Here is a 15610-nt window from a genome sequence, read left to right as displayed (position 1 = left end):
CGTGGTTACGGTTTCTGTGGCATACGGGGGAATTTCGGGTGAACGGAGCAGGGCGGACCGGCGACACTGACCGGTCCGCCCTGTCGTTCGCGGCTACTTGACCGCGCCCGCCATCACCCCCGACACGAACTGCCGCTGGAACGCGAAGAAGACGGCCAGCGGAATCACCATCGAGATGAACGCGCCGGGCGCCAGCACGTCGATGTTGTTGCCGAACTGCCGTACCTGGGTCTGCAGGGCGACGGTGATCGGCTGGCTGCCCGCGTCGCTGAACACCAGCGCGACCAGCATGTCGTTCCACACCCACAGGAACTGGAAGATGGCCAGCGACGCGATCGCCGGCCCGCCGAGCGGCATCACGACCCGGGCGAACAGCCGGAGTTCGCCCGCCCCGTCGAGACGGGCCGCCTCCAGCAGCTCGCGCGGGATCTCCGCGAAGAAGTTCCGCAGCAGGAACACCGCGAAGGGCAGCCCGAACCCGACGTGGAACAGCACCACGCCCATGATCGACCCGAACAGGCCGATCTTGCCGAACAGTTCGGCGATCGGGATGAGCGCCACCTGCACCGGCACCACCAGCAGCCCCACGACGCCCAGGAACCACCAGTCGCGGCCGGGGAACTCCATCCACGCGAACGCGTATCCCGCGAGCGAGCCGATGACGACCACCAGGACCGTCGCCGGCACCGTGATCAGCGCGGTGTTGACGAGCGAGTCGGTGATGTCGCCGTTCTCCAGCAGCTTCTGATAGCTGTCGAAGGTCAGCCGGGAGGGCTTGGCGAACACCTCCCACCAGCCGCTGACGCTCATGTCCTCGGGGGGCCGCAGCGAGGAGATCAGCAGTCCCACGGTCGGCACCAGCCAGAACAGGCCGACGACGATCAGGAAGGCGCGGACCAGCCCGCCGTTGAGCTTCTCCATGATCCAGGCGAGTCGCTTCGTCACCGCCGCACCTCCCGCCGCAGCCGCCGCACGTTGAACCACATCACCGGGATCACCAGGAGCAGCAGGAACACCGCGATCGCGCTGGCGACGCCGGGCTGGTCCTCGGAGAACCCCTTGCGGTACAGCTCTAGGGCGAGCACGTTCGCGTCGTCCTGGGAGGAGCCCGGGGCGATGATGAAGACCAGGTCGAAGACCTTCAGCACATTGATCATCAGGGTGACGGTGACCACCGCGAGGACCGGCGCGAGGAGCGGGACGGTGACCCGGCGGAACACCTGCCACTCGTTGGCGCCGTCCACGCGGGCGGCCTCCAGCAGCTCGCGCGGCACCCCGGCCAGACCGGCCGCGATCAGCACCATCGCGAAGCCCGCCCACATCCAGATGTACGAGCCGATGATCGCCGGCGTGACCAGCGAGGGGCCGAGCCAGTCCAGGCCGTTGTACGCCTCCGTGAAGTTGCTCGCGGGGAGCCGGAGCAGGGCCCCGTCGGCCGCGGCCGGGAGCGTGAAGGTGCCGTCGTCGGCGGCCTTCGCCGACGCGACCACCTTGCCGTCCTTCACCGCTTCGATCCGCATCCCGGGATAGCCCTGCTCGGTCGGGTCGGGTGCGCCGAGCGTTCCCACGCCCTTGCCGCGGGTGAAGTCCTGCCAGGCGGTGCCGGTGACCTTCCCCGGCTCGGCGGGCGCCGCCACGGCCCGCTTCGCGTCGCCGGGCATCTGGTCGGGCGCCACGCCGACCAGGGGAAGCGCGACCGGCTCGCCGGCCCGCACCGCCGACCGGGTGACGAAGCCGCCGCCCTTCTCCGCCCGCAGCGGCGAGTCGCGGCCCGGGTGCGCCTTCGGGAACGCCGACGCCTCGGCGAACGTGTCGTGCACGCCCACCCACACCGCGTTGGCGACGCCCTTGTCCGGGTCCTGGTCGTAGACCAGCCGGAAGATGATGCCGGCGGCGAGCATCGAGATCGCCATGGGCATGAAGACGACCAGCTTGAACGCGGTGCCCCAGCGCACCCGTTCGGTCAGCACCGCGAAGATCAGACCGAGCGCGGTCGCGATCGTCGGCGCGAACACCACCCAGATCACGTTGTTCTTCAGAGCGGTGCGGATGCCGTCGTCCGTGAAGAGGGCCTTGTAGTTGTCGACTCCGGCGAAGCCGTCGCCGGACTGGTCGTAGAAGCTGCGCACGACCGAGTACCCGATCGGGTAGACCACGAGCGCGCCGAGCAGCACGAGAGCGGGCAGCAGGAACAGCGCCGCCACGGCCCTGCGGGTGCCGGTCACGCCCCTGCGCGGGCGAGGAGGGGCGGGGGCTCCGGGAGCCCCCGCCTTCGCGGGCGTCGTCACGCCGCGTCAGTTCCCGTACGCCGCGGCCGCGCCCGACTCCAGGGTCGCCTGGGTGCCTGCCACGTTCGTGGGGTTCTTCAGGAAGTCCTGCAACGCCTTCCACTCGCCCTTGCCGGGGGTCCCGCCGAACGCCTGCGGGGCCTGGTCGGACATGTCGAAGCGGAAGTCGTCGCCGGCCGCGATCAGCGCCTTGGCCATCTTCTGCTGCACCGGGTTCGGGTACGCCGACTCCGGCACGTTCTTGTTCGGCGAGAGGTAGCCGCCGAGCTTCGCCTGGATGGTCGCCGCCTCCGGCGAGGCCAGGAAGGTGGCCAGCGCCTGGGCCGCCTCGGAGTCCTTCAGGATCACCGCCGCGTCACCGCCGGAGACCACCGGCGAGCTGTCGCCGACCGCCGGGAACGGGAACACCTTCGCGTCCGTGCCGACCTTCGCACCGGCCTGCACGATGTTGACCTGCGCGAAGTCACCCTCGTAGACCATGCCCGCCTTGGGCTGGTCGCCGCCGGAGAACGTCTGCGTCACCGACGCCGGGAAGTCGGTCTGCAGCGCGCCGACCGCGCCGCCGGCGACGTAGTCCTTCTTGCCCCAGACCTGCGCCAGCGTCGTCAGCGCGGCCTTGACGGACGGGTCCGTCCACTTGATCTCGTGCTTGGCCAGCTGGTCGTACTTCTCCGGGCCCGCCTGGGAGAGGTAGACGTTCTCGAACCAGTCGGTCAGGGTCCAGCCCTCGGCGCCGCCCACCGAGAACGGCGTGACACCGGAGTCGTAGACCGTCTGCGCGGTGGTGAGCAGCTCGGCCCACGTCTTGGGCTCGGAAGCCCCCGCGTTCTCGAAGACCTTGGCGTTGTACCAGATCAGCGACTTGTTGGCGGCCTTGTAGTAGACGCCGTACTGCTTGCCGCCGATCTTGCCGATGTCCTGCCAGCCCTGCGAGTAGTTCTTCTGCAGCTCCTTCAGGGCCGCCGCGCCCAGCGGCTTCGCCCACCCCTTGTCCACGGCCTGCTTGATGGCGCCCGGCTGCGGGAGCATCGCGACGTCCGGCGGCTGCCCGCCCGCGACCTTCGAGCCGAGGAAGTTGATGATCGGGTCCTGGGCGGGCACGAAGGTGACCTTGGCGCCCGTCCGCTTCTCGAACTCCGCCAGGACCTTCTTGAAGTTGGCCTGTTCGGCGCCGGTCCAGACGGCGGCCACCTCCAGGCTCTTGCCGTCCAGCTTGGGAAGGGTGACGGAGGCGCCGCTCTCCTCGGCTGTCGCGCCGCCGTCGCTGCTCTTGTCGTCGTCGCTTCCGCAGGCGCTGAGCGAGAGCGTCAGGGCCCCCGCCAGGAGGGTGGCCGCCGCCCTCAGGGTCCTGCGTGTCCGGATGGTGTTGCTCGTACTGCGCATCACTGCCCCGTTCTTCGTTCGTCGTCGAACGTTGAGCGCTGTCCGTGGCAACTGGTCTACGCCGGGTGTTGGGGGTCGGCAAGAGTGCCCACGCTGTCAAGCGGGGGATCGTGACCGCGTCGTGATCGTGAGCGCCGTCCGCGGGCGGTGGGCCCATCGGCGGGCCGGGCCCTCGGCGGGCGGCCTCACACCCCCGACGGGCTGGACCGGGCGGTGTGCCGGCCGGCCGCCCTCTCCAGGGCGCTGGCCAGGAGCGCCAGGTCGGTGGGGCCGTTGCCCAGTTCCCGCACCGGTCTGCGGGTGGGCGGATCGCCCATGCGACGCCAGTCCAGGGGGACCACGGTGGGGCGCAGGGTCGCCGTGCGGGGGATGCGGCCCGTGACACGGCCGCCCTGGAACGGCGTCGGACGGCCGTCCGCGCCCTGGAGCCGGCCACGGCCCGGCGCCGGTTCGTCCGGGCCGGAACCCGGCGCTTCCAGGGTGATGCGCACGGTGGCACGGCGGGCCGGCTCGGACTCCGCGGTCCGGCCGCCGGGCCCGGTCGCGGCCACCAGGTGGACGCCGAGCCGCTCGCCCTCGCGGGCCACCGCCTCCAGCGCGCGCATCACGGAGCCGGCGGCGGGCCGGCCCGGGGAGCCCAGGGCGGGGGAGACGAGCGCGTCCAGGTCGTCGACGACGACCACCAGGCGGGGCAGCGGTGACGGCGTCTCGGTCCGCTGACGGGCGGCCGCCCCGGGGCGCAGCCGGAGCGTCGCGCTGGGCGGGGTGTCCAGGTCGGCGGCGCCCGCGCCCGCGCCGGCCGGGGGCGCTCCCGGCGTGCGCTGCGGGACGATCCGGCCGGAGACCGCGCGGTGTGTGTGCCGCGTGTGCCACTCCGCGAAGGCGGAGCGGCCCAGCAGCTCGGCCCGCCGCTTCAGCTCGGCGCTCAGCGACTGCGCGAACTCCCGCATCCGGACCGGGTCGTTGGCGGTGAGGTGGGCGCTGACGTGCGGGACGTCCGTGCACACCCGCAGGCCGTCGCCGACGCTGCCCTTGCCGACGGTGTCGCGGCCGTCCAGCAGGATCACGCCGAGCCGCTCGGGCCGCTCGGCGGCGGCCAGCGAGGCGACGAACGCCCGCAGCAGCTCCGTGCGCCCGCTGCCGCCCGGCCCCTCGATCAGCACATGCGGGCCCTCGGCCACGAGGTCCACCCCGACCGGGCCGCGCGGGCCCGCGCCGAGCACGGCCCGCACCCGCCCGCCGAGCGCCGCGGAGTCGTCGGCCGCGTCCGCCCAGCGGGCCATCAGGGAGGCGGGCGTCGCCCGGGCGAGACCCAGCTCGTCCAGCAGCCGGGCCGACGGCGGCAGCGGCGCGGACACCCGCGGGTGCCGGTCGCCCGTACCCGCGCCGTCCGGGCGCAACGGCGCCAGCGCCCGCGCGAACCGTTCGGCCCAGGCGGCGGAGACCGCGTCCACCGCGCCGACCGTGCCCGGTCCCACCGGGCCGGGCCGCTCCGTGCGCGCCCCGGCCGGCGCGACCCGCAGCAGCCGCAGCGCCGTCGCCACGTCTCCGCTGAGCAGCGCGACCGCCCCGCACGCGCGGAACGTGGGAGCCGCCGCACAGGCCGCCTCGTATGTGTCGGTCACCGGCGAGGAGGGCGAGGCGGCGGGCGTCTCGGCCAGGCAGACGACGTGTATGCCGGCGCGCGGACCGGCCACCGCCAGCCGCGCGACGGCCTGCCGCAGATCGGCGCCGCCGGGGTCGCCGTCCACCACGACCACCGTGTACGGGCCGGGGAAGCCGCCGTCGGCCGTGTCGTCCGCCACCGCCCAGGAGGGGCGGCGGGCGGGGTTCCGGGGCGGCGGCACCTGGCCGGGGACGGCGGCACGCGCCCCGGCCGCCCCGCCGGGCCCGCCGGCTCCGCCCGTGCCGTCGGCCCCGCTCGCGTTGTCCGCGAGGCAGTCCTCCAGCCGTCGCAGGAGTTCGTCGGCGCGGGCCGTGGCCTGGTCGCGGTCATAGGCGAGGAGCAGTCGGCAGTCCTGTCCGTGCCCGGGGCGCACATGGGGCAGCCAGCCCAGCCAGGACCACTCGGCGGTGCGCTCCTCCTCGGAACGCGCCCGGTCCGTGCTGATCAGGACGATCTCCAGGGCGTCGGGGGAGTGCAGCGCGGCGAGCTGGGCCAGCACCGCGCGCGCCAGCCCGGACAGCCGCGTGCGCGGCCCGGCCAGGCCGAGCGCGCCGACCTCGCGCAGGCCCGACGTGACCGGCACCGCGGGCAGCAGCCCCGAGCCGTCGGGCGCCGGCCGGTCGGCCGTGCCGAGCCGCACGGTGAGCGCCTCCGGGTGCCCCGGCCCGCGCTCCCACAGCCGGGGGCCCGGGCCCAGCGCCGTCAGCAGCAGCGCCGCCGGGTCCGGCCAGGTCTCGGGCGCGGCGGGCACGGCGGCCGACGGCCGGTCCTCCGCCGCGGCCGCCTCCTCGTCGGGCGTGTCGGCGGCGATCTCGTCCTGACCGCCTGCGCGGCCTCCGGCCAGCCGCCGCGCCCAGGCGGAGAGACCTCCGCGGCGGCGCACGCCCGAGGGGACGTCGGTACCGCGCAGGGGGGTGCCTTTGCGGCCGGGGCCGGCGTGGTCGCCCGCGTCGGGGTCGCCGGGACCCCCACCGAGGGGGGAGAAGGAGTCGACGGGCGAGGCGGAGCCGGAGCCGGGGGGAGCGGGGTGGGCGGGGTGCGGTCCGCGGGCGCCCTCGTCGTGCGCCGCCGTGAACGAGCCGAGGCCCGCGTGGCCGCCGTGCGTGGCGGCGGAACCCTCGCTCGCCGCGCGCGCGGGTCCGTCGCCGGCGAGGCGGCTCTCGATGCGCGGTGCGACGCCCTGGCCCGGCACGACATGGGACGCGAGGGGGACCTCCCGGGCGCCCCGCAGCCGTTCGCCGCCGACGCCTGCGGCAGTGCCCCCGGCGGCGCTCCGGTCCGCGGTGCCGTAGGCGTGGCCGGTCTCGCCGGACGGCCCGGTGGACCCGGCGCGGCCGGTCGGGCCGGTCGTCCCCACCGCTTCCGTCGCCCCCGCCGGTCCCGTCGGGCTCAGCGGCCCCGTCGGGCCCGTGGGCGCGTCGCCCGAAGGCCCGGCCGCGGGGTCGGCCGCCGTGTCCGCGCAGGGCACCCGTACGTGCCCTTCGCCGTCCGGCGTCGTCGCCACCCGGGGGCCCGGGCCGCCGGGCGGGGCCAGCCGCAGGGCCGACTCGCCGACCCGCAGCAGGGCGCCGGGCGCGAGGCGCACGGGACGGGCCTGCACGCGCGTGCCGTCCAGCGCGGTGCCGTTGGTGGAGCCGAGGTCGGCGACCGTGACCCGGCCGTCGGCCGAGAGCGTCACCGCGCAGTGCAGTCGGGAGACGTCCGGATCGTCCAGGGGGATGTCGGCGTCGGCCGAACGGCCCACCCGGACCTGGCCGCCGTGCAGCAGGTGGACCCCGCCCGCGTCCGGCCCGGCCACCACGTGCAGGCGGGCCGGGGCCTCGTCGACCTCGGGATGCGGCTCGGGGTCGGCCGGCGCGCCCAGCGACAGCACCGCGCCGTCGATCAGCGGGGGCTCGCCGAGTGTGCACCGCCGGGCGTCGAGCCGCTCCACGCCCGCGTACAGCACGACCGCGGCGGCGGACGGGGACGAGGCGGAGCCCTCCCCGCAGACGGCGGCGGCCAGCGCGGACGCCACCGCGGCCAGAGCCGTGCCGGCGGGAGCGGTGACCAGTACGTCGCAGCTCGCGGCCCGGGCCCGGACGTCGGCTGACGGGCCGGGCGGGCCCTGCGGGTCTACGACGGTCAGCCGGATCTGCATCGCCGTCAGCGGTCCCTTCTGCACGGGCGCGGGCTTCCCCCCACCCCACACGAGCACAGCGGCCAGTACTGCAGGCATCCTCGCACCTGTCACTGACAACGCGCCCACCAGCCGGGGACAAGTGATCTTGATTGGTCGGCTCTGCCCGCAAAAGTGCCTGACAAGTGCCTCGCCGACGATCAGTTGAGATCGGTCACGTCCGGCTCGGGCAACCAGGACGACCGGGCAAAACGTCTTTCCTTCGAAATGTGACGACCGCCCCGTGTCCGCACCGCGGCACTACAGTGGGTCGGAACACCGGCAGGACCGGCGGGACAGCCGAGCAGGACCGCGAAGTCCGGCGGATCGGCGGGACTGACGGGACTGGCGGGCAACAGCCAAGCAAGCAGCAGGGAGCGCATGACGTGCGGCCGGTAGGCAGCAAGTACCTGCTCGAGGAGCCGCTCGGACGCGGCGCCACGGGCACCGTCTGGCGAGCCCGCCAGCGCGAGACCGCGGGCGCCGAGGCGGCCGTGGCCGGCCAGCCCGGGGAGACCGTCGCGATCAAGGTCCTCAAGGAGGAGCTCGCGAACGACCCCGACGTCGTGATGCGCTTCCTGCGGGAGCGGTCCGTGCTGCTGCGCCTGACCCACCCGAACATCGTCCGGGTCCGCGACCTGGTCGTCGAGGGCGACCTGCTGGCGCTGGTCATGGACCTCGTCGACGGCCCCGACCTGCACCGCTATCTGCGCGAGAACGGCCCCTTCACGCCCGTCGCCGCCGCCCTGCTGACCGCGCAGGTCGCCGACGCGCTCGCCGCCAGCCACGCCGACGGCGTCGTGCACCGAGACCTGAAGCCCGCCAACGTCCTGCTGATGCAGAACGGCGGGCAGATGCACCCGCTGCTCACGGACTTCGGCATCGCGCGCCTCGCCGACTCCCCGGGTCTGACCCGGACCAGCGAGTTCGTCGGCACGCCCGCCTACGTGGCCCCGGAGTCAGCCGAAGGCCGCCCGCAGACCTCCGCCGTCGACATCTACGGCGCCGGCATCCTGCTGTACGAGCTGGTCACCGGCCGTCCGCCGTTCTCCGGCGGCTCCGCGCTCGAGGTCCTGCACCAGCACCTGAACGCCGAGCCGCGCCGCCCTTCCACGGTCCCCGACCCGCTCTGGACGGTCATCGAGCGCTGCCTGCGCAAGAACCCCGACGACCGCCCGAGCGCCGAGAACCTCGCGCGCGGGCTGCGGATCGTCGCCGAGGGCATCGGCGTGCACGCCAACTCGATGCAGATCGCCGCGGCCGAAGGCGTCGGCCATGTGCTCGCGCCCGACCCGGCGCCCGCCGCCGTTCCGGGCGGCGGATACGACCCGAACGCCGCGACCAGCGTCCTGCCGCACACCGGTGGCCCGGCCGGCGCGGCCGACCCCACCGCCGTCCTGCCCCACACGGGCGGTCCGCAGGGCGCGGCCGACCCCACGGCCGTCCTGCCGCCGGTGCCGCCGGGCCAGTACGGCGGGCCGACGCAGCCGCCCGAGCAGCCGCACCCCTGGCAGACCCAGATGCAGGGCGCCCGCGACCGCAACGAGCAGACCCAGGTCCAGCAGTACCTCGACCCCGGCGAGGACCCGCTGCGCCGCCGCCCCCAGCGGCAGGTCTCCCGCCAGCCGCAGCAGCCGGCGCAGCAGCCCTACCAGCAGCAGCGGCCCCCGCAGCATCAGCAGCAGCGTCCGCAGCCGCAGGCCGGCTACGGGTACCCGGGACAGCAGCAGCAGTACGCGCCGGCCCAGCAACCGCAGCAGCAGCCCCAGCGGTACGCGCCGGCGCCCACGCCCCAGCAGCAGCCCCGCCAGCGGCCGCAGGCCGAGCCCCGGCCGCCGCGCGAGCCGCGTCAGCGCGGCGCCAACCCGATGAAGATCCCCGGGCTGGGCTGCCTGAAGGGCTGCCTGTTCACGATCGTCATCCTGTTCGTGGCCGGCTGGCTGGTCTGGGAGCTGACCCCGCTGCAGGACTGGATCGGTACGGGGCAGAGCTACTGGAAGCTGATCAGCGGCTGGTTCCACGACATCACCGGCTGGATCGGCGAGCTGGGATCGGGCTCCGGCGGAAGCGGAAGCGGAACAGGCTGACCCGTCCCGCAGGCTCCGATCCGGGCGTGAGCCCCGTGAGTCTGTGGACTTGTCGACATCTGGCGGGTGATTTCCGTCTCCGCGGTCAAGGTTGGCTCTCAGGACGCGGTACTTTGATGGGCAACACGCGTCTGTAGGAGCAGCCTTGGCACGGAAGATCGGCAGCCGGTACACCGCCCACCAGATCCTGGGACGGGGCAGCGCCGGCACGGTGTGGCTGGGCGAGGGACCGGAGGGGCCCGTCGCCGTCAAGCTGCTGCGCGAGGACCTGGCCTCCGACGAGGAGCTCGTGGGGCGTTTCGTGCAGGAGCGCACCGCACTGCTCGGCCTGGAGCACCCCCATGTGGTGTCCGTCCGCGATCTCGTGGTCGACGGCAACGACCTGGCGCTGGTCATGGACCTGGTCCGCGGCACCGACCTGCGCACCCGCCTCGAGCGCGAGCGGCGGCTGGCGCCGGAGGCCGCGGTGGCGATCGTGGCGGACATCGCCGAAGGGCTGGCCGCCGCGCACGCGGCCGGGGTCGTGCACCGCGACGTCAAACCGGAGAACGTGCTCCTCGACATGCAGGGCCCGCTCGGCCCCGGCGGCTCGCACCGCGCGCTGCTGACCGACTTCGGCGTCGCGAAACTGATCGACACCCCCAAACGGACCCGCGCCACCAAGATCATCGGTACGCCGGACTACCTGGCGCCGGAGATCGTGGAGGGCCTGCCGCCGCGCGCCTCCGTCGACATCTACGCGCTGGCGACGGTGCTCTACGAGCTGCTCGCGGGCTTCACCCCGTTCGGCGGCGGCCACCCGGGCGCGGTGCTGCGCCGGCATGTGACGGAGTCGGTCGCGCCGCTCCCCGGTATCCCGGACGAGCTGTGGCAGCTGATCGTGCAGTGCCTGGCGAAGGCGCCGGCGTCCCGGCTGCGGGCGTCCGAGCTGGCGGCCCGGCTGCGTGAGCAGCTGCCGTCGCTGGCCGGGATGCCGCCGCTGGACGTGGACGAGCCGGACACCGAGCCGGAGGACGGCGAGCCGGACGAGATCACGCCCGCCGTGTCCGCCCCCTCGGCCTCCGCCCGGCAGGAGCGGCGGGGCTCGGTCCCGCTGGTGCCGGGCGCGAAGCCGGACTCCAACCGGGACACCCACACGTCGATGCGGGTACCCGCGCCGGACGAGCTGGCGGGCGGCGCGCACGGCACGGCGCGGGTGCCGAGGGCCGCCGGGGCGCCGCGCCCCGGTTCGGCACGGAACCGTTCCGCCACCCGGCGCCGGCGCATCACGCTGAGCGTGGCGGCGGCGGCGCTGGCCGCGGCCGCCGGCATCGGGACATGGGCGGCCACCTCCGGGGACGACGCGGGAGCGCCCCCGCAGGACACGAAGAACTCGGCTCCGGCGTCCCCGTGACTCCGTGCCCCGGTGACTCCGTGACGCCGTGAGGCCGTGACCGCGGGGGTCGCGGCCCCCGGCCCCCCGCCACAGCCCGGGAGGGGGCTCGTCCGCGACCGCCGGCCAGGCCGGGACGTCAAGGCCGGACGGGCCCGGATGCCGGGTCCGTTAGGCTGGAGGCGTGGCAGTCGTCGATGTATCCGAAGAGCTCAAGTCCCTCTCCTCGACCATGGAGTCGATCGAGGCCGTTCTGGACCTCGACAAGCTGAGGGCAGACATCGCCGTGCTCGAGGAGCAGGCGGCCGCGCCGTCCCTGTGGGACAACCCGGACGAGGCGCAGAAGATCACCAGCAAGCTCTCCCACCTCCAGGCCGAGGTCAGGAAGGCCGACGCGCTGCGCGGCCGGATCGACGATCTCGCCGTGCTGTTCGAGATGGCGCAGGAGGAGGACGACCCGGACACCCTCGCGGAGGCCGAGACCGAGCTGACCTCCGTCAAGAAGGCGCTCGACGAGATGGAAGTGCGCACGCTGCTCAGCGGGGAGTACGACGCCCGTGAGGCGCTCGTCAACATCCGCGCCGAGGCCGGCGGCGTCGACGCGGCCGACTTCGCCGAGAAGCTGCAGCGCATGTACCTGCGGTGGGCGGAGCAGAAGGGCTACAAGACCGAGGTCTACGAGACGTCGTACGCCGAAGAGGCCGGCATCAAGTCGACCACCTTCGCCGTGCAGGTGCCGTACGCCTACGGGACGCTCTCCGTGGAGCAGGGCACGCACCGCCTCGTGCGCATCTCGCCGTTCGACAACCAGGGGCGCCGCCAGACCTCCTTCGCGGGCGTCGAGATCCTCCCCGTGGTCGAGCAGACCGACCACATCGAGATCGACGAGTCCGAGCTGCGCGTGGACGTGTACCGCTCGTCCGGTCCGGGCGGCCAGGGCGTCAACACCACCGACTCGGCGGTGCGCCTGACCCACCTTCCCACCGGCATCGTCGTCTCCTGTCAGAACGAGCGGTCGCAGATCCAGAACAAGGCGACCGCGATGAACGTCCTCCAGGCCAAACTGCTGGAGCGTCAGCGCCAGGAGGAGCGGGCCAGGATGGACGCCCTCAAGGACGGCGGCAGTTCCTGGGGCAACCAGATGCGTTCCTACGTCCTGCATCCGTACCAGATGGTCAAGGACCTGCGCACCGAGTTCGAGGTCGGCAACCCCGAGGCCGTGTTCAACGGTGAGATCGACGGGTTCCTGGAAGCCGGAATTCGCTGGCGCAAGCAGCAGGAGAAGTAGGTTTGTCGACACAGCAACCGCCCCTGATTCAGGGGCGGTTTGCTTTTTACGTCACATTCACAGCACCAACATCGCGCAAAGCGCCCTGACTTGGACATTGCGTACGCAACGGCCTTGACGCTGCTTTGAAAAATGGGGAGGGTGCAGTGTGGCATGCGTATCTCCGGGGCGCATGTGAACCGGGGGTTTTCGCTAGGTCTCAGCTGCCCCCGTCGATCACAGCCCCCGGCGCGGCCTCATCGACGATTCAGCTACTGGGGGTAGCAACCATATGACCAAGAAGACGCGTATCCGGGTCGCGCGCATAGCCGCCGGCGCCGTGATCGCCGCGGGCGCCTCGCTGACGGTGGCCGGCGTCGCCTCGGCCACCGGCAACGACGGCGGCCTCAGCGGCCTCGTCGAGACCGTGGGCAACCCCGACGGCCCCGGTACGGGCACCGACCCGTGCGAGATCGTTCCCACCAACCCCGAGTGCAGTGACACCGCCGGCAACACGGCGGCGGGCAACTCCACGGAGGGCAACGCGGCCGCGGGCAACACGACCGAGGGCAACACCGTCGCGGGCAACGCAACCGAGGGCAACACCGTCGCGGGCAACACGACGGAGGGCACCTCGACGACGGGTACGACCGGTACCACTGGTACGACGGGCACCACGGGTACCACCGGCACCACGGGTACCACCGGCACCACGGGTACCACCGGTACTACGGGTACGACGGGCACCACCGGCACTACGGGCACCACCGGTACGACCGGCACCACGGGCTCCACCGGTACCACGGGGTCGACCGGGACCACCGGCACCACGGGTTCCACCGGCACGACCGGTACCACGGGGTCGACCGGCACCACCGGATCCACCACCGGCGGCCCGGACACCGACGGCACCTCCACTCAGGAGGAGGGCAGCTCCGCGCTGACCGACACCTCGGACACCACCTCCGACGCGGTCGCCCAGGGCGGCGGCAAGGAGCTGGCCGAGACCGGCGCCGGCGAGACCACGTTCCTCATCCTCGGAGCCGCCACGATGATCGCCGGCGGCATCGGCTTCCGGGTGCTGCCGCGCCTCGTGGCCGGCCGCGGCGGAGCCGCAGCCTGACGGTGAGCGGCCGTACGCGCACGTGACGTGAGAGCAAGGGGCCCGGAGCGATCAGCTCCGGGCCCCTTGTCATGCGCGTATGCGCGTGTGTGTGGCTGTGGCGGGCGGTCTACGCGGTCTGGTGGGCGAGCAGCGCCACCGCCGCCACCAGCACCGCCAGCAGCGCGATCAGCGCCATGGGGTTCAGCCCCGCGAAGAAGTTCTCCTGCTGTTGCAGCCGCTCGCGGTTCGCGCGGCACACGGGGCACCGGCCCTCGCTCACGGGGGCCGCGCAGTTAGCGCACACCAGCCGGTCGTACGTCATGCGCCTCGCCCTCCTTGCACCGGTTCCATGGACACAACGCCTCCGGGGGCGCGAACGTTCCCCTCCCACTGTGCCAGGTTCCTCCGGTGACCGCGCGGCTCACTCGAAGAGCGCGGGGCGCACAAAGTCCCGTACAAAAACGCACAAGCCCCACCCAACCCCTCCCGACGCCTGCGCCGCCCTCCCCGGTTCGCGTATGGTCACGCTCATCTACCCCCGGCGACCCGTGGTGCATCCGTGATCCGATTCGACAACGTCTCCAAGGTCTACCCCAAGCAGACCCGCCCCGCACTCAGGGATGTCTCCCTCGAGGTGGAGAAGGGCGAGTTCGTGTTCCTCGTGGGATCCTCCGGCTCCGGCAAGTCCACCTTCCTGCGGCTGGTGCTCCGCGAGGAGCGGACCAGCCAGGGTCAGGTGCACGTCCTGGGCAAGGACCTCGCGCGTCTGTCCAACTGGAAGGTGCCGCAGATGCGCCGCCAGCTGGGGACGGTGTTCCAGGACTTCCGGCTGCTGCCGAACAAGACGGTGGCGGAGAACGTCGCCTTCGCGCAGGAGGTCATCGGCAAGTCGAAGGGCGAGATCCGCAAGTCCGTGCCGCAGGTGCTCGACCTCGTCGGGCTCGGCGGCAAGGAGGACCGGATGCCCGGTGAGCTGTCCGGCGGTGAGCAGCAGCGCGTGGCCATCGCCCGCGCCTTCGTGAACCGGCCCAAGCTGCTGATCGCGGACGAGCCGACCGGAAACCTCGACCCGCAGACCTCCGTGGGCATCATGAAACTGCTCGACCGGATCAACCGGACGGGCACGACCGTGCTGATGGCCACGCACGACCAGAACATCGTGGACCAGATGCGCAAGCGCGTCATCGAGCTGGAGCAGGGCCGCCTCGTGCGCGACCAGGCACGCGGCGTCTACGGCTACCAGCACTGACCGCCCCCGCCATCGCCCCCGCCCTCGCGGACGTCCCCGGAAAGGCCTGAACAACACGCCATGCGCGCCCAGTTCGTACTGTCGGAGATCGGCGTAGGTCTCCGCCGCAACCTGACGATGACCTTCGCCGTCATCGTCTCCGTAGCCCTGTCCCTGGCGCTCTTCGGCGGGTCCCTCCTGATGAGCGACCAGGTCAGCTCGATGAAGGGCTACTGGTACGACAAGGTCAACGTCTCCGTCTACCTGTGCAACAAGAGCGACGCGGAGTCGGACGCCAACTGCGCCAAGGGCGCGGTGACCGCGGACCAGAAGAAGGACATCCTCACCGACCTCAAGAAGATGTCGGTCGTCGACACGGTCACGTACGAGTCGCAGGACGAGGCGTACAAGCACTACAAGGAGCAGTTCGGGGACTCCCCGCTGGCCAGCTCGGTCACGCCGGACCAGATGCAGGAGTCGTACCGCATCAAGCTGAAGGACCCGGAGAAGTACCAGGTCATCGCGACCGCCTTCGACGGGCGTGACGGCGTGCAGTCGGTGCAGGACCAGAAGGGCATCCTGGACAACCTCTTCGAGCTGCTGAACCTGATGAACCGGGCGGCGCTCGGGGTGATGGCGCTCATGCTCATCGTCGCCCTCCTGCTGATCGTCAACACGGTGCGGGTCTCGGCGTTCAGCCGTCGGCGCGAGACCGGGATCATGCGGCTGGTCGGCGCCTCCGGGTTCTACATCCAGGCGCCGTTCATCATGGAGGCCGCCGTCGCCGGTGTGATCGGCGGCGGGCTGGCCTGTGTGTTCCTCGTCGTCGGCCGGTACTTCACCATCGACCACGGCATGGCCCTGTCCGAGAAGCTCAACCTGATCACCTTCCTGGGCTGGGACGCCGTGCTGACGAAGCTTCCGCTGATCCTCGCCGCGAGTGTGCTGATGCCCGCCCTGGCCGCTTTCTTCGCGTTGCGCAAGTACCTGAAGGTGTGACGCACGCCCCGAGAGCCGTACGGTCAACCGTCCGTACGGTTCTTCGCGTTCCCCTAG

Annotated in this window: 11 protein-coding genes; 6 read left to right on the top strand and 5 right to left on the bottom strand. The window is 72.7% G+C overall.

The genetic code is table 11. From position 1 onward, the window contains the following. Positions 1–93: 93 nt before the first annotated feature. From QF032_RS15720 to QF032_RS15705, 4 genes are all read right to left on the bottom strand, one after another. Complete coding sequence (locus tag QF032_RS15720) at positions 94–921, bottom strand: carbohydrate ABC transporter permease (RefSeq protein ID WP_307050118.1); 828 nt, start codon at positions 919–921, stop codon at positions 94–96. A 20-nt stretch (positions 922–941) separates the two neighbouring features. Beyond that, positions 942–2225 carry a carbohydrate ABC transporter permease gene (locus QF032_RS15715; RefSeq protein WP_307050116.1) on the bottom strand — a complete coding sequence of 428 codons (1284 nt, stop codon included), beginning with the start codon at positions 2223–2225 and terminating at the stop codon, positions 942–944. Positions 2226–2294: 69 nt separating this feature from the next. Next, complete coding sequence (locus QF032_RS15710; protein ID WP_307043399.1) at positions 2295–3671, bottom strand: ABC transporter substrate-binding protein; 1377 nt, start codon at positions 3669–3671, stop codon at positions 2295–2297. 185 nt (positions 3672–3856) lie between these two features. Further along, positions 3857–7477: an FHA domain-containing protein gene (locus QF032_RS15705; protein WP_307050114.1), complete on the bottom strand. Its 3621-nt coding sequence runs from the start codon at positions 7475–7477 to the stop codon at positions 3857–3859. Between the two features lie 404 nt (positions 7478–7881). Between QF032_RS15705 and QF032_RS15700 the strand changes: the two genes are divergently transcribed. The 4 genes from QF032_RS15700 (at position 7882) to QF032_RS15685 (ending at position 13344) form a co-directional block, all read left to right on the top strand. Further along, positions 7882–9582 (top strand): serine/threonine-protein kinase, encoded by a 1701-nt coding sequence (locus QF032_RS15700; protein WP_307056259.1) that lies wholly within the window; start codon positions 7882–7884, stop codon positions 9580–9582. A gap of 145 nt (positions 9583–9727) precedes the next feature. Further along, a complete protein-coding gene (locus QF032_RS15695) occupies positions 9728–10975 on the top strand; it encodes a serine/threonine-protein kinase (protein WP_307056258.1) in 1248 nt (415 codons plus the stop codon). 163 nt (positions 10976–11138) lie between these two features. Continuing rightward, entirely contained in the window at positions 11139–12242 is a 1104-nt protein-coding gene (gene prfB / locus QF032_RS15690; protein ID WP_307043392.1) for a peptide chain release factor 2, read from the top strand. Positions 12243–12513: 271 nt separating this feature from the next. Continuing rightward, a complete protein-coding gene (locus QF032_RS15685) occupies positions 12514–13344 on the top strand; it encodes a hypothetical protein (RefSeq protein ID WP_307056257.1) in 831 nt (276 codons plus the stop codon). 109 nt (positions 13345–13453) lie between these two features. On the opposite strand, the gene QF032_RS15680 is transcribed toward QF032_RS15685, so the two are convergent. Next, the gene (locus QF032_RS15680) at positions 13454–13648 is read right to left on the bottom strand and encodes a hypothetical protein (RefSeq protein ID WP_107443696.1); all 195 of its coding nucleotides are present in this window, start codon (positions 13646–13648) and stop codon (positions 13454–13456) included. A gap of 237 nt (positions 13649–13885) precedes the next feature. On the opposite strand from QF032_RS15680, the gene ftsE reads away from it, so the two are divergent. Together ftsE and ftsX are read left to right on the top strand one after the other, a co-directional pair. Then, positions 13886–14575 carry a cell division ATP-binding protein FtsE gene (gene ftsE / locus QF032_RS15675; protein ID WP_057574412.1) on the top strand — a complete coding sequence of 230 codons (690 nt, stop codon included), beginning with the start codon at positions 13886–13888 and terminating at the stop codon, positions 14573–14575. A gap of 60 nt (positions 14576–14635) precedes the next feature. Beyond that, positions 14636–15553: a permease-like cell division protein FtsX gene (ftsX, locus tag QF032_RS15670; protein ID WP_306951961.1), complete on the top strand. Its 918-nt coding sequence runs from the start codon at positions 14636–14638 to the stop codon at positions 15551–15553. Positions 15554–15610 lie beyond the last annotated feature (57 nt).

Source organism: Streptomyces achromogenes (assembly GCF_030816715.1).
Taxonomy (GTDB): domain Bacteria; phylum Actinomycetota; class Actinomycetes; order Streptomycetales; family Streptomycetaceae; genus Streptomyces; species Streptomyces achromogenes_A.
The sequence above is the reverse complement of the archived record's forward strand: the minus strand, read 5'-3'. Positions and strand labels throughout refer to the sequence as shown.